Annotated in this window: 16 protein-coding genes; 9 read left to right on the top strand and 7 right to left on the bottom strand. The window is 53.3% G+C overall.

Annotated elements, in window-relative coordinates; genetic code table 11:
* Positions 1-8: 8 nt before the first annotated feature.
* The 3 genes from IAD09_05670 to IAD09_05660 are packed head-to-tail and all read right to left on the bottom strand — an operon-like array spanning position 9 to position 1,850.
* Complete coding sequence (locus IAD09_05670; protein ID HIT81709.1) at positions 9-530, bottom strand: HAD-IIIA family hydrolase; 522 nt, start codon at positions 528-530, stop codon at positions 9-11.
* Entirely contained in the window at positions 523-1,329 is an 807-nt protein-coding gene (locus IAD09_05665; GenBank protein HIT81708.1) for a DUF2520 domain-containing protein, read from the bottom strand. The genes IAD09_05670 and IAD09_05665 overlap by 8 nt, the downstream gene beginning before the upstream one ends.
* Positions 1,323-1,850, bottom strand: coding sequence for a nitroreductase family protein (locus IAD09_05660; protein ID HIT81707.1), 528 nt, complete (start codon positions 1,848-1,850; stop codon positions 1,323-1,325). The genes IAD09_05665 and IAD09_05660 overlap by 7 nt, the downstream gene beginning before the upstream one ends.
* Positions 1,851-2,220: 370 nt before the next feature.
* On the opposite strand from IAD09_05660, the gene IAD09_05655 reads away from it, so the two are divergent.
* Together IAD09_05655 and IAD09_05650 are read left to right on the top strand one after the other, a co-directional pair.
* Positions 2,221-2,724, top strand: a complete 504-nt coding sequence (locus IAD09_05655; GenBank protein HIT81706.1) for a 3'-5' exoribonuclease — start codon at positions 2,221-2,223, stop codon at positions 2,722-2,724.
* 115 nt (positions 2,725-2,839) lie between these two features.
* The gene (locus IAD09_05650) at positions 2,840-5,254 is read left to right on the top strand and encodes a TonB-dependent receptor (GenBank protein HIT81705.1); all 2,415 of its coding nucleotides are present in this window, start codon (positions 2,840-2,842) and stop codon (positions 5,252-5,254) included.
* Here the strand turns inward: IAD09_05650 and IAD09_05645 are convergent.
* From IAD09_05645 to IAD09_05630, 4 genes are all read right to left on the bottom strand, one after another.
* Positions 5,251-7,350: a ComEC/Rec2 family competence protein gene (locus tag IAD09_05645; GenBank protein HIT81704.1), complete on the bottom strand. Its 2,100-nt coding sequence runs from the start codon at positions 7,348-7,350 to the stop codon at positions 5,251-5,253. The two genes, IAD09_05650 and IAD09_05645, sit on opposite strands and share 4 nt — an antisense overlap.
* A 115-nt stretch (positions 7,351-7,465) precedes the next feature.
* Positions 7,466-8,116 carry a ribulose-phosphate 3-epimerase gene (locus tag IAD09_05640; protein ID HIT81703.1) on the bottom strand — a complete coding sequence of 217 codons (651 nt, stop codon included), beginning with the start codon at positions 8,114-8,116 and terminating at the stop codon, positions 7,466-7,468.
* Positions 8,117-8,189: 73 nt separating this feature from the next.
* Complete coding sequence (locus tag IAD09_05635) at positions 8,190-8,348, bottom strand: hypothetical protein (protein HIT81702.1); 159 nt, start codon at positions 8,346-8,348, stop codon at positions 8,190-8,192.
* 73 nt (positions 8,349-8,421) lie between these two features.
* Positions 8,422-9,015 carry a sigma-70 family RNA polymerase sigma factor gene (locus IAD09_05630; protein HIT81701.1) on the bottom strand — a complete coding sequence of 198 codons (594 nt, stop codon included), beginning with the start codon at positions 9,013-9,015 and terminating at the stop codon, positions 8,422-8,424.
* Between the two features lie 316 nt (positions 9,016-9,331).
* On the opposite strand from IAD09_05630, the gene IAD09_05625 reads away from it, so the two are divergent.
* The 7 genes from IAD09_05625 to IAD09_05595 all read left to right on the top strand — a co-directional run bounded on the left by IAD09_05625 (position 9,332) and on the right by IAD09_05595 (position 18,354).
* Positions 9,332-10,231, top strand: coding sequence for a nucleotidyltransferase (locus tag IAD09_05625; protein HIT81700.1), 900 nt, complete (start codon positions 9,332-9,334; stop codon positions 10,229-10,231).
* Positions 10,232-10,364: 133 nt separating this feature from the next.
* Positions 10,365-12,227 (top strand): LPP20 family lipoprotein, encoded by a 1,863-nt coding sequence (locus tag IAD09_05620; GenBank protein ID HIT81699.1) that lies wholly within the window; start codon positions 10,365-10,367, stop codon positions 12,225-12,227.
* A gap of 150 nt (positions 12,228-12,377) precedes the next feature.
* On the top strand, positions 12,378-12,839 hold the full coding sequence (locus IAD09_05615) for a hypothetical protein (protein HIT81698.1): 462 nt from the start codon (positions 12,378-12,380) through the stop codon (positions 12,837-12,839).
* A 66-nt stretch (positions 12,840-12,905) separates the two neighbouring features.
* Positions 12,906-13,880, top strand: coding sequence for a hypothetical protein (locus IAD09_05610; GenBank protein ID HIT81697.1), 975 nt, complete (start codon positions 12,906-12,908; stop codon positions 13,878-13,880).
* Positions 13,881-13,893: 13 nt separating this feature from the next.
* Complete coding sequence (locus IAD09_05605) at positions 13,894-16,191, top strand: PEGA domain-containing protein (GenBank protein ID HIT81696.1); 2,298 nt, start codon at positions 13,894-13,896, stop codon at positions 16,189-16,191.
* Between the two features lie 68 nt (positions 16,192-16,259).
* Positions 16,260-16,781 (top strand): hypothetical protein, encoded by a 522-nt coding sequence (locus IAD09_05600; protein HIT81695.1) that lies wholly within the window; start codon positions 16,260-16,262, stop codon positions 16,779-16,781.
* Positions 16,782-17,139: 358 nt separating this feature from the next.
* Positions 17,140-18,354, top strand: coding sequence for a sel1 repeat family protein (locus IAD09_05595; GenBank protein HIT81694.1), 1,215 nt, complete (start codon positions 17,140-17,142; stop codon positions 18,352-18,354).
* Positions 18,355-18,911 lie beyond the last annotated feature (557 nt).

The following is an 18,911-nucleotide window of genomic DNA, read 5'->3' as shown; positions in this document are numbered from 1 at the left end:
GTTGTTTTTTACCACCCGAAGGCTTCTTCGCCAAACCATTTTCCTTGTGCTTTCATCACCTGCTCTATCACGTCGCGGCCGCAGCCATGACCGCCGTTGCGGGGTGAGATGTAGGTGGCCACCGATTTTATCTCGGGTGCCGCGTCGGCGGGGCAGCAGGGCAGCCCGACGGCTTGCATCACTTCGTAGTCGGGAATGTCGTCGCCCATGTAGAGGATTTCGTCGCGTTGCAAGCCGGTTGCTCGCACCCAATCCTCGAACGATTTGGTTTTGATGCTGGCTCCCAGGTAGATGTGTTGTACGCCCAGCGATTCAAAACGTTTGCGCACGGCTTCGGTGCGGCCTCCGGTGATGATGGCAATTTCGAAACCTTTGCGCACGGCCAGCTGTATGGCGTAACCGTCCTTGATGTTGACCGTGCGGCAGGGTTCGCCGTTGGGGTGCAGGGGAATGGTCTCGGCCGACAGTACACCGTCGACGTCGAAAGCAAAGCCTTTGATGAGGCCGAGGTCATAAGCTATTTTACTCATGTGGTGATGGTATTTGCGAGGTGGCAAACTGGTGAATGTGCTTGCTCAATATACGGTAGATTTCTTTCTCTTCTGCATCGTCGAGAAGGTCGATATGCTTCTGCATGACGTTGCGGTCGTACCTCATGGCCGGCCCAGTTTGCGCGGCGGCCGGAGCGAGTGTCTCGATTTTTGCGGCGGTTTCCCGGATCAAGGGACGCAGGGCGTCGAACGGCAACCCTTGACGTTCGAGCAGCTTGGCGGCTATGGCATAGAGATGGTTGGTGAAGTTGCAGGCAAAGACCGCCGCCAAGTGGAGGTGGCGCCGCTGTTCCGATGACGCCTCGATGACTTGCCGCGATATTTCCTGCCCCATCTCCCGCAGGGTGGCGGTCACTTCGGGGGTAGAGCCTTCGATGAAGAGGGGAATCTCTTCAAATTTTACGGGTCGGTCCTTGCTGAATGTCTGCAACGGGTAAAAGACGCCGTAGCGTTGGCATCGCGGGGCGAATACCGACATGGGTATGCTTCCCGCCGTGTGCAGGCATAGCGCTCCGTCGGGCAACGGGGTGCGGGCAAAGAGTTCGCCGAGTACGGCGTCGCTGACGGAGTAGATATAAATGTCGGCGTCGGGACGCACCGCTTCGATGCTGGTGGTCATGGCGCACCCCAGTTTCCCGGCCAGTTGTTGTGCCGAGGAGGCTGTGCGACTGAATACCTGCACGATGTCGTGGCCGGCTTCCTGCAAGGCTTTCGACAGGTGTGTTGCCAGGTTGCCTGCACCGATGAAGACGACCCGTTGTTTTTTCTCTTTTACCATTGGCCGATGTGGACTTTTTCCCAAGCGGCTTTCTCGGGGTCGAACGGTGCTTTTGTTTCGGCTTTATGCCCCAGTGCAATGATAGCCAGCACTTGCATGGGAAGAGGTATGTTCAGGAGTTCGCGCACAAAATCTTCGGCCGATTCGCCGTTCTCTCCATAACGGCCGCGCACCTGCACCCAACAGCTGCCTATTCCCAGCTCTTCGGCTTGCAGTTGAATGAGCGTGGAGGCGATGGAGGCGTCTTCGATCCACACGTCACTCTTCATCGGGTCGCCCAGCACGACGACGGCCAGTTTGGCACCGGCTATCAGTTTGGCGCCGCTGTCTTTGCACACCGAAAGGCGTTCGAGCTTTTCGGGGTCTTCGACCAGGACAAATTCCCACGACAACGAACGTTTCGACGACGGAGCCATGAGGGCGGCTTCCATGATGGTTTTTACATCTTCCGATGAAATCTCTTCGGGGGTAAATTTGCGGGTGCTTCGGCGCACTCTCAGTAATTCGTGAAAATCTTTCATGCTTATCTGTTTGATGTTTATGCTATTAAAAGAATGTCCCCTTTGACGGGCTGACCTTACAAAAATACGAATAATTGGTCGAAAACGAAGAACCCGCCCGAAATATTTGTGTACCTTTGTAGGAAGATGGGAGGTGGTGCGGTCGAGCCGACGTTCCGAAACCTTGTTTCATTGTCCCGGCCTTCGACCTTCGCAATCTTTGTGGAAGCCGGTATGATTGTTGCGCGGTTTGATTCCCGGTTTGGGTAAGACTATCCCTTGCCGGCAACGGTCATTCCCCGTTTGTCGGGGAATCCCACGAGAGATGCGGTTGCCTCCGTTTTTTAAGAATCCCGTGCGACGGGGAATCTCCATTATTTAGAACCTTGCCATGAAAAATTTTGCAGCCATCGATTTTGAAACGGCCAACAACCGGCGCACCAGTGTATGCAGCGTGGGTGTCGTCGTGGTGCGTAACGGGGTGGTGACCGGGACGTATTATCATCTCATACACCCGACCCCCAATTATTATTTGCCGTTCACGACGGCCATTCACGGCCTTCGGGCGTCCGATACCGATGAAGCGCCCCTGTTCCCCGACGTGTGGCGGGAGGTCGTTCCGCTCATCGAAGGCTTGCCGCTGGTGGCGCACAACAGCCCGTTCGACGAAGGGTGCCTGCGAGCCGTGCATGAATATTACGGCCTGACCTATCCCGATTATCGTTTTTTCTGCACCTGCCGGGCTTCGCGGCGGGTTTTCGGACGAGAGTTGCCCGATCACCGCTTGCCGACCGTCGCTGCCCGTTGCGGTTATGACTTGTCGCGACACCATCATGCCTTGGCCGATGCCGAAGCCTGTGCCGTCATCGCCATGCAGATTCTCGATGAGGAGTGACCCGCTTTGCCATGCGACCTCTACCCGGAGAAAAATTTCACACGCCCAATATACTGAAACGCCCGAAACCCCGTTTACATACAAGATACCTCTATTCTCGAACCGAAACTACGGTATGACATTGCGACAACTTCTGTTATCGTTTTTTCTTTTCTTGTGCCTGGTGGCACAAGCGCAACGTCGTGTCGAGATTTCGGGACGGGTCATCGATTCCGAAGGAGCCCCGATGGACCTTGTCACGGTTGCCGTCCCGGCCGCATCGGCAGGTACGTTTACCAATGACAAGGGCGAGTTCAAGTTGCATGTTGTCCCCTCCGATACGGTGGAGGTGATATTCTCGTACCTCGGGTACCGCCGCGAGCACCGGAAACTGGTAACCCCCTCGGAAAAAGTGTCGCTCACCGTGCGCATGTATAACAACGACCGCACACTGAGCGAAGTGCAGATACGCGAGTACCGCCGCCAAATGACCACGTTGCAGAAACTCGACCCCAAAGACTGGAAACTGATGCCCGATGCTTCGGGCGGTTCCATCGAAGCCTTGCTGGCGACGATGCCCGGGGTGCACTCCAACAACGAGCTGAGTTCGCAATATTCGGTGCGGGGCGGGAATTTCGATGAGAACATCGTCTATGTCAATGGCATCGAAATCTACCGTCCGCAACTTATTCGCACCGGCCAGCAGGAGGGGCTGAGCTTTATCAATCCCGATATGGTCGGTGCCGTGGGATTTTCTTCGGGCGGTTATCCCGTGGAGTATGGCGACAAGATGTCGTCGGTACTCGACATCACCTACAAGAAACCCGAAGCCTTTGAAGGGTCGGTCTCGGGCAGTTTCCTGGGAGCCAGCGCTTCGGTGGGGCAGAGCACCCGACGCTTCTCGCAGTTGCACGGCTTCCGTTTCAAGACCAATTCGACCCTCCTCAGCACGCTCGACACCGAGGGGGAGTATAAGCCGCGTTTCTTCGATTACCAGACCTATCTCACCTATAAGATAAATTCCCGTTGGGACGTGGCCTTGTTGGGAAACATATCGAGCAACAACTATCAATTTATTCCCCAGTCGCGCACCACGCGCTATGGCAGCGTTTCGTCGGCCGCACAGTTTACGGTCTATTTCGACGGGAAGGAGCAAGATATTTTTCAGACCTATTTCGGGGCCCTCACGCTCAATTACCGCCCCACGGCATTCACCTCGCTTTCGTTACTGGCCTCGGCTTTCACGACCCGGGAGCAGGTAACCTATGACATCACGGGCGAATATTGGCTCGACGAGCTCGACCTGGCCAATGGTGCCGATGCTCCCGAAACGGCCGGTACACTGGGCTATGGCTCTTATCACGAGCATGCCCGTAACCGTCTGAATGCCAATGTTTATGCTCTGACCCTCAAAGGCGAGACGCGATGGGGTCGCCACACCCTGCGTTATGGCACGACCTACCAGCGGGAACGCATACACGACCGCATGCGGGAGTGGGAGTCGCGCGACTCTTCGGGTTACACGCTGCCTCATACCGGTGCCGGCATTTCGCTCATATCGAGCCTGCGGTCGACGCAAGACATCGAGAGCAACCGTTTCTCGGCCTATGTGCAGGAGACCTATACCCTCGAACATGCTTCGGGCATATACAACTTTACCGGGGGAGTGCGTCTCTCATACTGGGATTATAATCGGGAGTGCATTGTCTCGCCCCGGGCGTCGGTCGGATTCAATCCCGCCTTCAACTCGCGCCTTACTTTCCGTTTCGCCACGGGCATATATTACCAAGCGCCTTTTTACAAGGAATTTCGCGATACGGTGCAGGACAGCCGGGGAAACTGGACGGTGAGTCTCAACAAGAACATCAAGTCGCAACGCTCGATACATGTGATATTGGGAAGCGATTTCACCTTCCGGGCTCTCGACCGGCCTTTCAAGCTCACCGGCGAGGTCTATTATAAAAAACTCGACCACCTCATCTCTTATGAGGTCGACAACGTGCGGGTGTGGTACAGTGGTGAAAACAATTCCGAGGGATACATCGCCGGTCTCGATTTGAAACTTTTCGGGGAGTTTGTCCCGGGAGTGGACTCGTGGCTCACCTTTTCCCTCATGACCGCTCAGGAGAAAACCGCCTCGGGCCATGTGCCCCTGCCCACCGAGCAGCGGTATAGCGTGGGGCTCTTTTTCCAGGACTATGTGCCCCGCTTCCCGAAATATCGTTTTTCGCTCAAAGCCATTTGGTCCGACGGCCTTCCCATGGCCGCCCCGCGCAAGGGACGTGCCGAGGGGTATTTCCGCACGCCGCCCTATCGTCGTGTCGACATCGGACTTTCGCGCCGTTTGGCCGGAGGGGAAGACCGCATCATGCAACGGCCGTTTTTCCGGGCCTTCAAGAGTATTTGGATAGGGCTCGATGTCTTCAATCTTCTCGACTTTGCCAACGTCAATTCCTATTATTGGGTGACCGATATTTACAACAACCAGAATGCCGTGCCCAACTATCTCACCGGGCGGCAATTCAATCTGAGACTCTCTTTCGATTTTTAGAGCCTTGTCGTCGAGGGTGCGACAAAAGCTCCGTCGGTGCGCACGCAGTGGCAGCGTATGCGCAGCCGCCTGCACTCTTCCTGCAAAGCCTTGCGCTGGAAGTAGGGCAGGTTGTGGGCAAGTATGATTTCGCGAATGTCGAATATCTGTCTGATGGGGTCGATTTTCCCATGGAACCCCGGCGCTATGACGGCATAGTCGATGCTCATGCGCTGGGGTGAGGCGACGCCTTTCCACCGTTCGTCGTCGAGCACGATGATGCGTGTCGCTCCGAATGCGATGTAGGGCAGGGCTATCGAGAGACGGCCGTGCGAGGTCGAGTCGGAGAGATAGATGGCCGGGCCGGCATCGTTCCGCAACCAAAAACGGCGGGCTTCACGTTCGACGGCGCGGTCGGGCAGGGTGTCGAGAGCCAAGAGCATATTGCGGCCGTTGTCGATGAAGTTGAGGGTTGTCGTGCCACCGCTTTCCTGGTACACGACCCAGGTGTCGCGCAACGGCGTGCGGTAGTTGAGGGTGTCGACCAGAAGGAATACAAGGAGCGTGGCCAGCAGGAGAATGACCCCTTTGGCCTGTCGCGACAAGAGAACGGCGCCTCCGCCGAAGATGAGGATAAACCAAAAGACCAGTTCTCCGGGTTCTACCCAAATGTTTTCGATGGCGCTCCACGGGCGGCCTTCGACGAGGCGGGAAAAATGGTCGAGGCCATCGGCCAGTGCGTTCACCCCTTTACCCAGGAGAGTAGGCGTTGCTCCCATGCCGGCCATGAACAGCCACAGGAATCCTCCGCCGAGCAGGAGAGGCAGCAAGGGCACGACGATGAGGTTGGTCAGCAACCCGGCCAAAGGAAGGGTATGAAAATAGTAGATGACCAGCGGCAACGTGCCCAGTTGTGCGGCCGCCGAGACGGCCAGGAGCGAGGCGGCCTGCCGGGCAATGCGGTGTTTGTGGGGAAGCAGATTGTAGAGGGGGCGATAAAAAAGCAGAATGGAAAATACCGACAGGAAACTCAGTTGGAATCCCACCTGAAAGAGGTAGTGCGGGTTATAGAGCAGCATGGCAAACGCCGCGACAAAAAGGCTGTTCATGGGATATGCCTTTCGTCCGATGATGATGCCCGCCAGTACGACCGACGCCATGACACAGGCCCGAATGACCGACGGCGACAGGCCCGTGATGAAGGCGTACCCCCAAAGCAGGAGCCATATTATGGCGGCCTGCAACCGGCGCAGGTGCAACCACGCCAAGGGAGCGAGCAGGGCGGCCGCCACGCTCCAAATGATACCCAAGTGCAGTCCGCTTACGGCAAGGACATGCGAGAGCCCGGCTACGGAAAATGCCTCTCGCTGGGCGGTGTCGAGTTCGCCGGTGTAGCCCAGCAGCAAGGCTTTCAATATGCTGCGGGCTTGCGACGAAAATCCTCCGTTGTCGATGAGACCCAGGCATGAGTCGCGCAGTGAAAGCGCATGACGTTTGAGAGCCGGGAGTTCGCTTTCACCGACGTATGCCCACCGGTCGTGTGGCAGGTATTGGGTGTAGACATAGCCCCGGTGCCGCATCAGGGAGGCGTAGTCGAAGGCTTCGGGATTTTTGCGGTTGGCTATCGGGGCGATGCGCGGGACAAAAAGAATGAGGCTGCCCGCGTGCAACCCTTTCGGGCTGGTATCTTGCTCTATGCGCAGCAGAACGGGTATTTGGGTGGCGAGGTTTTGTTTCTTCTCGTCGACCACGGCGATGAGCGTGGCCTGGCAACCGACGCTCCGTCCGGTGTCGGGGTCGACGGCATCGATGCGTGCCAGCGCATAGGCGTATGTGTTGGGATTCACCTCGGGCATCTCGGCTTGTCGGTCGATTGCCAAGGTTGCCCCTCCCGCCGTAAAAAACAGGGCGCAGCAAGCGATGGCGAAGTATTCACGATGGCGGAACCGTAGCTCGGCGTGCCGCAGCGAAAGGATGTGTAAAAGCAAAAATATGAGGCCGATGATAAGGGGTATCCACAAGAAGATGTCCGGCATGACCGATTCTATGGCCATACCGGCGGCAAAAGGAACTGCCAGCCGGGCGAAAGGGGCTTCTTCGAGCAGTCGGCGTTTCATGGTGGTGGAAAACGGCAATTTGTCGGAGCCACCCGGTGGTGACGGGTTTTCTCCGTGGTTGTGAGGGGTCTCCTCGAAGATATTTACAATTCCCGTGACGGGATAGAGATCTTGGTTACAAGGCTTTCAGTTTGGCAATGGTCTCTTCGGGATTTTCGGCCGAGAAGATGCTGTTTCCGCAGACCAGAATGTCGGCTCCGGCGTCGAGGGTGAGCCGGGCTGTTTCGAGATTGATGCCGCCGTCGACTTCGATGAGCGTGGAAAGGTTCTTGCGTAAAATCATCTCTTTGAGCCGTGCGATTTTTTCGGTCGATTGGGGAATGAATTTCTGCCCGCCGAATCCCGGGTTCACCGACATGAGCAGTACCATGTCGACGTCGGGGAGTATGTCTTCGAGCATCGAGACCGGAGTGTGGGGGTTGAGCGTGACACCGGCTTTCATGCCGGCCTTTTTGATTTCTTGCACGGTACGGTGCAGATGGAGGCAGGCTTCGTAATGCACATTCATCATGAATGTACCGAGGGCTTGCAGCCGGGAGATGAATTTCTCGGGTTGCGTAATCATGAGATGCACGTCGAGGGGCTTGCGGGCCAGCGGGGCTATTGCTTCGATGACCGGGAACCCGAACGAGATGTTCGGCACAAACACGCCGTCCATAATGTCGAGATGCAACCAGTCGGCCTGACTGCGGTTGATCATTTCAATATCCTGTTGCAGGTTGGCAAAGTTGGCCGACAGGAGCGAGGGGGCGATAAGCGGTTTCATGACAGATACATCTTCGTTACATACAACAAAGATACACGATACACTCGAAACGGCGAAAAGATTCTGCGAAAAATTAATTCAAGGCATAGTGTGCTGTCGAGTAGGTCGATGCCGGCTCAGGCGAGTAGGTGCGGGCCACCATGCGCAGCAGCATCAAGGTGCTTTTGCTCGGCCCGGGCATCGGGGCTTTTTTACGCGAATCAGAAGATGAAGGAGTAGTTGTTTTTTTCATAGGCGATACGTTTCCTGTTCCTATTATGGAAACGTATGCCTGGGTGTGTTTAGTATGTCCCTTCCCTCTTTTTTTAGAAAGAAAGTTGTATTTGGTGCTCTTCGGCCATTTTGCGCATGTTGAGCAGGGCATAGCGCATGCGGCCCAAGGCGGTGTTGATGCTCACCTGCGTGGCATCGGCAATCTCTTTGAAGCTCATGTCCTTGTAATATCGCATGATGAGCACTTCGCGCTGGTTCTCGGGCAGGGCGGCCACCAGCCGGCGTATGTCGGCGTGTATTTGGCGGGTGATGATGGAGTCTTCGATGGTGCCTTCGCTCAGCTCTTTGCGGTTGAAAATATCTTTTTCGTCATTCTCGTCGTTCGACACCAGATTCTCATTCCGTTCCTGGCGGTAATGGTCGATGATGAGGTTGTGAGCGATGCGTGTTACCCACGAGGAGAACTTGCCCGCTTCGACATAGCGACCCTGCTTGATGGTCGTAATGACTTTCACGAATGTTTCTTGGAAAATATCTTCACACAGGTCATTGTCTTTGACCGTGTAGAATATATAGGAGTAAACGCGGTTTTTGTGACGCGTAAGCAAAATGTCGAATGCCTGATTGTTACCCTCTGAATACAAGGCTACCAACTCTTCGTCGGACAGCTTGGACAAATGTTTCATTTCGTTGTGTAATTGGTTTCAGAGTAGTCTTTTTTCGATAGGCATTTCGGTTTTAATGAGACATATTTTTATTTTCAGCACCGCAAACATAGAAAATCGTTTCCAAAAAAACAAATTTTTGTGTTGTTTTTTGTTTTGAGGCGTTACGCACGAGAAAGGAAAATCATGGCTGCCAAGCCGAAAAGTGGAGCATGAGAGGACGCTTTGGTCACGCTACTCCCGACGGTTGGTAAAAACCTGCCGGGAAATAGCCGATGTTGAAGAAATATTATCTACCTTTGTTTATCACAAAACCAACCGAATAAAAAATACCGATATGAAACCTACACTTTTTGTCTTGGCCGCCGGAATGGGTAGCCGTTATGGGGGCCTCAAACAGCTCGACGGTCTCGGCCCGAATGGAGAAACCATCATGGATTATTCCATTTACGATGCCATTCGAGGGGGATTTGGAAAAGTCGTTTTTGTCATACGCCACCTGTTCGAGGAAGATTTCAGGGAAAAGATTCTCAAAAAATATGCCCATGTCATTCCCGTGGAACTGGTCTTCCAGGAACTCGATTACCTTCCCGAGGGTTTTACCGTTCCCGAAGGCCGTGTAAAACCGTGGGGAACCAACCACGCCGTGCTCATGGGCAAAGACGTGATAAAGGAACCCTTTGCCGTAATCAATGCCGATGACTTTTATGGCCGCGACAGTTTTGCCGTGATTGCCGATTATCTCAAAAACCTCGACGGCAAGCACGACGATTATTGCATGGTGGGTTACCGCGTGGGCAATACCCTGTCGGAGAGCGGTTCTGTTTCTCGCGGTATTTGTGAGACCGATTCCAACGGTTACCTGACCACGGTGGTCGAGCGCACCCAAATCGAGCGGCGCGACGGCCGGGTCATGTATAAGGACGGCGACGACTGGGTGGCCGTGGAGGAGAATACCCCCGTGTCGATGAACATGTGGGGATTCACGCCCGATTATTTCCGCCACTCCGAAGAGTACTTCATCAACTTCCTGCGTGAGAATGCCGGCAACATCAAGGCCGAATATTTTATCCCGCTCATGGTCAACCATCTCATCACGCACAAAATATCGACCGTGAAAGTGCTCGACACGACGGCCAAGTGGTTTGGCGTGACCTATGCCGAAGACCGTCCCTCGGTTGTGGCTCAGATCAGGGCGCTTATCGACGCCGGAGAATACCCCGAGAAACTCTTTTAGCATCGGCTTTTATCCCTTCCGACATAAAACTCCGCCTTTCGAGGTGGAGTTTTCTTTATATTAAAATAAACATTTAAAGACTTTATTTTCGATAAAAATTATATATTTGCAACTTGGAATTTTGCGATTGATTATGTCGAAAAAAAGAATAGTTTGTCTGCTTTTTATAGGGTGTGCCGTAGCTCTTTCTTCGGCACAAAGCATTTCGGAAATCAAAGGAAACAAGGACTATATTTGGGGCGAAGGGAAAGGTGTGACTTTGACCGAAGCCGATAAGGAGGCCCTGAACGACCTGATTACGCAAATATCGGTGACTGTCGAAAGCAAATACAGTAAAATCGACGAAAACGTCGTGGCCGAAGAAGGCGTCAGCACGCAAAGCTCTTTCAAGGCCGTGCTGCAAACCTATTCCAATGCCACGTTGCAGAATACCGAACGTTTTGTGCTCAGCAACGAGCCCGATGCCCATGTGTTCCGTTTTGTGAAGAAATCCGATGTCGACCGCATCTTCGCTTCGCGCAAAGCCAAGGTGAACGATATGGTGGCATTTGCATTGCGGGCGCAAAAGGAGCGGAAAATCGATGAGGCGTTGCGCAATTTCTATTGGGCATATTGTCTGTTGCAAAGTCTCCCTTCATCGCATGAAATAACCTACGACAACAACGGGGAGGCTTGTCTGCTCATGACGTGGATACCCGAGCAGATTCGCAAGATTTTTTCTTCGATAAAAATTATGCGCCAACCCGCCTCCGATGACGGCTACGACGATATGATCGTGTTGAATATCACCTATGCCGGTGAGCCGATAAGCAGTTTCGACTATACCTATTTCGATGGCCGTAATTGGAGCAACATTTACAGCGCCAAGGACGGATTGGGCGTGATAGAACTTTTGCCCGGCATGGCCACCGACAACATTCAGGTCCGTTGCGAATATGAATTTTCGGGCGAAGCCCACACCGACAAGGAGATAGAAAGTGTCGTGAAGGTCATGAAAGGAACCGCGTTTCGCGATGCCTATATCTGGGTGCGCGCCACGGCCGACCCGGCGGTACCTGTTGCCTCGTCGGTTACATCGTTGCTGGCTTCGACCGAGAATGCGGTAAACAATCTGACGGCATCTGCTGCGACTGCCGCCGAGCCTGTACCTGTCGTTACGGTTGTCGAAGGCGATGAGGCAGCTCCTTATGAGACGGTAATCGGCCGGGTTCTCGATGCCGTCCGCACCCGGGAGTATTATGCCGTGCAACCGCTTTTTACCGAGCAAGGGTGGACCATGTTTGAGAAACTGCTCGCCTACGGACAGGCGCGGCTTCTCGATACACCGCATCTGAATTTCATCGAAGCCGACGACAAGGTCATCTGTCGCAGCATTCCGATGAGCTTTTCGTTCAAGAACAACACCCGCAAGTTTGTCGAAGATGTTGTCTTCACCTTCGATGCCGACAAAAAGATTGAAAGTCTGGCTTTCGGGCTGGGAAAAGAGGCCATGGAAGATATCCTTTACCATTCGGCTTGGGAAGAGAAGTCGCGGATATTCCTCATGAGTTTTCTCGAAAACTACAAAACCGCCTATGCCTTGAAGCGTCTCGATTACATTCGCGATATTTTCGATGACAATGCCGTCATCATTACCGGTACCGTCACGCAGCGTGTGACGGGTGATGTCGAGATGAACAGTTATCGCAACAATCATTATGTGCGCTACAACCGGCAGACCAAAAACCAGTACCTGCGCAACCTCGACCGCTGTTTCCGCAGCAACGAGTTCATCAACATTCGTTTCGGAAACAACGATGTGGTGAAAGCCGGTGCCGGAGGCGAGCTTTATGGCATACAGATAAAACAGGATTATTACAGTACCAACTACGGCGACCAGGGCTACCTCTTCCTGATGGTCGATCTCAACGACCCCGACAAACCCATTATCAAGGTGCGTACCTGGCAACCCGAGAAAGACCCCGACTTCGGTCTTTACGATATAGGAATGTTTTAATTGAAAAACCTTACCAATTTATTATTTATTAAAAGTTGTGCCCGACACAATCCAGGGCAGGGAGTTATGAAGAAAATGTTTATGGCGGCATTCGTTGCCGTGGCACTGGTTGCCGTTACGAGTTGCGGAAGTTCCAAATCGGCTTCCGAAGTGTATGAAACCCCTTGCTCGGGTCCCGGCTATCGCACCGAGGCATCTCATTTCAGAGCATCGGCATCGGCTATTGCCGGTAACGAAGATGTGGCCCGCAAACAAGCCACTGCATCGGCTCGTCAGGAGTTGGCTACAATTATCAACACGACCGTCAAGGCTGTGGCCGACAATTATGCCAAAAATTATGTGAAAGGTGAAGATGCCGAGAGCACCCAACGTTATGAAGACCTGGGCCGCACGGTAGTGAACCAACGCCTCACCGGTTCGCACTCGATTTGCGAGAAATACCGTAAGAATGCCAATGGCACTTACACCTGCTATGTGTGTGTCGAACTGGCTTCCGAAGATGTGCTTGCAGCCTTGAATAGCTCGATAAGTGAAGACTCGAAACTTCGCATCGACTACGACTATGAAAAGTTCAAAAAAGTTTTCGAAGAAGAAATGGCCAAAATGCAATAATTGCAGGCTGCCCTTACAAGAAGAAGTATCCCGCCGAAGAGGGATACTTCTTCTTTCAAAAAGAATATGAAAAAAATACTGTTCTCCATTTGTTTCATACTTTCTCTTGTGACGCGGCTATCGTCGCAAGATTTGGCAGCCGACATGCAGTGGCGTGTGCAAGGAACGGATACTTTGCCGGCTTGGGTCATGTCGCCGATGAACCCTTATGTCGAACTGGGCGTCTCCGAACCGGGACTGAGCCTCACACGGGCACGAAGTCAATCGGTCGCTCATGCCGTATTCTGCCACATGTTGCATGACGGGCTCGATGCCCGTTGTGTCGAAGAGATATTTTCCGATGTGACGGCCGGGATCGAAGGACGTACCGAGATACGCCGGCTGGTAAGGGCCGAAATCGATTATCCCTTCCGTTATCAAGTGCTCGATGAGCATGTCTCCGTTTTCGGAGAGATATTCCGCCGGGTCGAGATCATTCCCGACACGACGAGTGCTTGCCGCATACAAGGCAACGTGGAACTTTTCTTTACCTATAAATTCAACGGCTCGACCAGCTGGTCGAGTTATTATGACCTCGATTTGAATGTGACCGGCCTCGACAGCGTGAGCCACATTGCCCTGAAAACGCACCGCGTGCAGGACCAAATCGAGTATCACTCTTGGCTCGATGGCATTCCCTTCGACCGGGATTCCCATTATTGCACCTACGCCGATTGCGGCGATACCTTGGCTTTTGAACACACTCCCATGCGGAGGTTGGTCAAAGGTTTCTTCCCGGCCTACATTATCCCTTGCCTCGATGGGTTCTTTTATAGTGAATCGGGCGTGTCGACGATAAAGTCGCTGACCGAGAATTATCGAGGTGACATGAAAAATATCAACAGAAACATCTCCGAAAAATTACGAATCAAAATCGATACCGAAATTCGGAGCATTGCCGATAATTATCTGAACGTACATAGCCGTCTGTGGCGACAACCTACCGCCGACGGTACGACATATCTGCACGATACACACGATACTTATCCTGAAAACGAATAAAAAACATTGCTCTATGAAAGCCCTTGTGAGATATTTTCGGAGCCTTTCTCTCCTTTCCCTCTTTTTTGTCTTTGCCATAGATTCTTTGTCGGCGCAGGAAATCTCGGTCAAGAGTTTCCGCCTGTTGGAGACCGACCTCACGGCCAACACGGCAGGTACGATGAAGCGTGACCAAAACAACGAAACGGCGGCATTGATAAAAGTCGTGACCAAAGAGACCGGCTTTGTCTTCGATGGCGGAATGTTGGGCATCGTTGCCACGATGCAGAAAACAGGAGAGATATGGGTCTATGTGCCGCAGAAAGCCCGAAAGATTACCATCTCGCACCAACAACTGGGCGTGTTGCGCGACTATCCCTATCCATGTTCTATCGAGGCGGGGCGCACCTACGAGATGGTGCTGACCACGGGCCGCGTGACAACGGTCGTGCACGAAGATGCCGGCGGACAATATGTGGCGATGACGGTGACACCGGCCAATGCCGAGGTCTATATCGACGATATGCTGGTCGAGTCGAGCGGAGGTTCCGTCTCGCAACTCCTCAAATACGGTAAGCACACCTATCGCGTTGTCGCCCCCCTCTATGAGACCGATATGGGGCAGTTTACCATTTCCTCGCAGGGACGCACCGACTTGCAAGTTTCCCTGCGTCCGGCCTATGGGCAGTTGCAGATAACCTCCGAACCCGTCGGAGCCGAAGTCTATATCGATGGCGATTACAAACCGGCCGGCACGACACCTTTTACCACCGAAAGATTACCGAAAGGAAGTCATAAGTTGCAGTTCAAATTGGCGTCGTACAAGCCTTATACCGAAAATGTCGTAATTGCCGGTGACGGTTCGATTCAAAGCAAATCGGTCACTTTGGCGCCCAACTTTGCGGTGGTGTCGATTGCCGTACCCGAAAATGCCGAAATATTTGTCAATGAAGAGTTGAAAGGGGTCGGGTCGTGGCAAGGACGTCTCAATGCCGGGCTTTACACCGTCGAAGCCCGCAAGACTTCGCACTATTCGTCGAAGCAGAGCATCGAGGTACGGGCAGGAGAGAACCAGCACATCACCTTGTCGGCTCCCGTGCCCCGCTATGGCTCCATCAATATCAACACCCGACCCATGGGGGCGACTGTCTCCATCGATGGACAGCTTCTGGGGGAGTCGCCCAACATTTTCAAAAACGTGCTTATCGGGCAACACACCCTGACCGTGTCGAAGGAGGGGTATGCGACACATTCCCAAACCATCGACGTGGAGGAGGGGAAGGTCTTGCCCGTCGATTTGTCGTTGCAGAGTGGCGGGACGGTTGTCCTCACCAGTAATATACCCGATACAAGAATCTATATCGATGGCATCTACGCCGGAGTGGCACCTTATACCCATAATGCCGGAGCGGGCCGCTATTCTGTCACGGCCAAGGCATACGGATATGACGATGTGACCCGTTCGGTTGTGGTCGTAGCCGGTGAGCGCAATACCGAGATGATAAATCCGAAACCGCAGACAGGTACGGTGCAAATCACTACATTACCCTCGTCATCGAAAATCTATATCGACGGTTCATACGTTGGCACGTCGCCCTATTTCTTCGAAGCCCGTTCGGGAAGTTATTCGGTGATGGCCACTTCATACGGTTACAAACCCAAGTCGCAGGAGATAACCGTCCAGGCTGGTCAGACAACCTCCGAGACCCTCTATCTCAAAGCCAAACGCAAACGTCTCATGGACTATTACGATGCCGGCGACCTTTTCTCGTTGGGTGGTGCCTGGGATATTTTGTGGACCGATAAATGCAGCATGGGCGGATATGTTTCATTCAAGATGGGACAGGAGCAGTTCACCTGGCTGACGGCTGTCCTGAACATCGGTGGCTATAAGATGGGCAAAAACCGCGGCGGGAAATTGTTGAAGGAAGAAGGTGACCCCGAAATAGACGAAATCGATACCGAGAATGCCAAGACCACTTATACGCAGATTCCTGTTTCATTGGCTTTGCGTTTGCGCCTTGGCGGCGGAGACTGGGGGGCGACCTATATAGGAGCACATGCCAGTTATAACTTCAACAAAGGCGATAATGTCGATGCCAATATTGTAAATAGCAGCAACTATTCAGTCGGTGCACAATTCGGCTTTTGCATAAGACGCATCATCGATATTACATTCTTTTATACCCATGATTTGCGGCCGGCCTACAACCAGCAGTATATCTATGAGAACATGCCCGATTTTTATAACACTTTCGAGAGTCATATCAACAAACGTTGGCGCATTGGTACTTCCTTCGTGCTTTACATACCCTTCTCCGGTGAATGGTGATGGGGTAGAGCATCGTAAAGGACGAGGTCGAGTCGTCGGTGTGATGAAATATTGAAAAACGAACAAGAATGACAACAATAAAAAAACTGCTTCTTTTCCTGCCCCTCCTTATGCTGGTGGGGTGTGAGAAAAATTTCGACCCGGCCGCGTGGAACGGTGTGCGTCTTGCCGGATATTATGAAGGACAGATGGTAATCCTTATCGACGGGTACAATCTGGTCACGGACCAAGCCGAGACTTCGTCATCGCTTCCCATCGGTTTTACGGTGACCCAAGATGAGACGTTGAAATTCTCCATTCAATATGATTCCTATTATTCCTATAATGGCGATGATTATGTCGTGAATATGCAATCGACGATAAATGACATAGAGGTTGCGGCCGATGCGACAAATACCGACCGGGTGATTCTCTCGGCAACGTCACCCAGTGCCAGTTGTGTCATAACCGAGGAGGTGTGTGTCATTTCTTCGGTGACGGGTTACATCAATGATGCCGGATATTTGCGGGTTGAAATATCGGCGGTTACCAACAGCGGTGTGCCGCCCGAGAATGAGGTGACGATTATTTTGTCGGCTTCGAGGAGTTAGGAGCGTATAAAGAACCGTGCGTGCGGAGCATGAGCATGACGAGTATCCCTCTTTGTCGGGCTACTTTCTTGCAGGGAAGACATGGAACGGATTTCCCGTCAGGCCGCACACCGCAAGGATTCCCGGTTAAGACGTGCCACCACCGCAACGATTCCCCGCCAATCGAGGCAATGGCGATAATCGACGGGAGAAGGGCGCAAAAATATTTTGAACAAGAACGATAGGGGTTCTGCTCATGGCTCCGTGAAGGGATATTTCTCGATAATGCCCGTTTTTTTGTAATAGATAGAAATAGACTGTTTTATCCACCAGGGGAACACCATGCAAGCCAGTTTACCCCCGAAAAAAAAGTCCATATATGAATCGCACAAGAATATTGCATGCGGGAGTCGTTTGGGTTTTCTTGACAATTTCCTGTCTCTCCGCCAACGGATTGCCGGCACAGAGCCAAGCCATAAAGAGTTCCTCTCCACAAGAGGAGGGCTTTGTCTCTTCCCATGAAACGTGTCTCGTTGAGCCCTCTCTCTCGGTCGACATGGGCGAGAGGCTGGTGCCCGATGTCGCCACTTCCTTGGTAACCGATACTCTGCCCAACACCGGAATCACCGCCGAACCAACGCCTTCTGATGTTGTGGCCCGATACCGCGAAGCTGCCGAGCAAGGTGATGCCGAGGCGCAATACAATATCGGGAGATGTTACTATACCGGGGAAGGCATCAAACAGAATTACAAGGAGGCGGTCAAATGGTTGCGCCAAGCGGCTGCACAAGGACATGCCGCGGCCCAATACGATTTGGGTTGCTGCTATGAACAAGGACTGGGGCTGATGCCCGACTACGACAAGGCGGCCGATTGGTATCGGCGGTCAGCCCAGCAAGGACTGGCCGTGGCGCAATATCAGTTGGGAACCTGTTATCGCGACGGTCGGGGTGTGGCGCAAGACTTTACCCAAGCCGTCCATTGGTATCGCCAAGCGGCCGAGCAGGGACATGTTGCCGCACAATGCGACTTGGGTGATTGTTTCTATGCGGGGCAAGGGGTTGCACAAGACCTCGCCGGGGCGGTCTACTGGTATCGTCGGTCAGCCGAACAGGGACTGGCAGCGGCTCAAAACAGCCTCGGCTTCTGTTGCCAGTATGGACAAGGTGTCGAGCCGAACATCGACGAAGCCGTGAAGTGGTACCGCCGGGCGGCCGGACAAGAATATGCCGCGGCACAATATAACCTCGGAAATTGCTATTACTACGGACAGGGTGTCGTCCAGAATTTTGACGAAGCGGCCGACTGGTACCGGAAGGCTGCCGAGCAGGAGTATGCTGCGGCTCAATATCGAATCGGTTATTGTTATGATTACGGACAAGGAGTACCCCGAGACCATATAGAGGCCGTTGTGTGGTATCGTAAAGCCGCCGAACAGGGCCTTGCCGCCGCCCAATACAGCCTCGGATACTGTTACTCGACCGGACGGGGCGTGGGTCGGAGTTACAACGAAGCGGTCAGTTGGTTCCGCATGGCGGCCAAACAAGGGCATACCGAGGCTCAGAAGGCATTGCAACTTTTCGGCGTGGAATAGATTTGTGCCGACCTACTCGGTGCACCCCTCAATATTGTCCCTTGTCACGACAAAACACCACCACCGTCACCCCGCTCTTCGGGGAGAAAAATACCAACGCCGAATATCGAATCGAGGATTTCCCGTCAAAGCGGGGAGTGACAGTACCCTCACCCTTCAAGCGAAAAGGGAGAAGGAGGAAAAAAGGGAAACAAGCAAAGACTCACAAATAGGGAAAAGGGGAAACCGCCCTTATCGGGCTGGGAGGGCGGCAGCCGAGAGCGGAAAGAGGGCGAGGACTGTGTGAGCGCAGCGAGTTCCGCAGCCCCCGCGCGAGGCGTCGGCGTCCGAGCGAAAAAGCCCGATACCGGGCGGCGGTTCTTCTTGGTTCGTTCTTCTCACCGAAGAGAAGAATGAACAAGAAACGCCCCTTGGATTCCCCTTCAAGCGGGGAATGACAGAACCCTCACCCTTCAAGTGAAAAGGGAGAAGGGGGACAAAAGGGAAACAAGCAAAGACACGCAAATAGGAAAAAGGGGAAACCACCCTTATCGGGCCGGGAGGGCGACAGCCGAGAG

Origin of the sequence: Candidatus Caccoplasma merdavium, assembly GCA_018715595.1 — a bacterium.
In the GTDB taxonomy this organism is placed as follows: domain Bacteria; phylum Bacteroidota; class Bacteroidia; order Bacteroidales; family UBA11471; genus Caccoplasma; species Caccoplasma merdavium.
The sequence above is the reverse complement of the archived record's forward strand: the minus strand, read 5'-3'. Positions and strand labels throughout refer to the sequence as shown.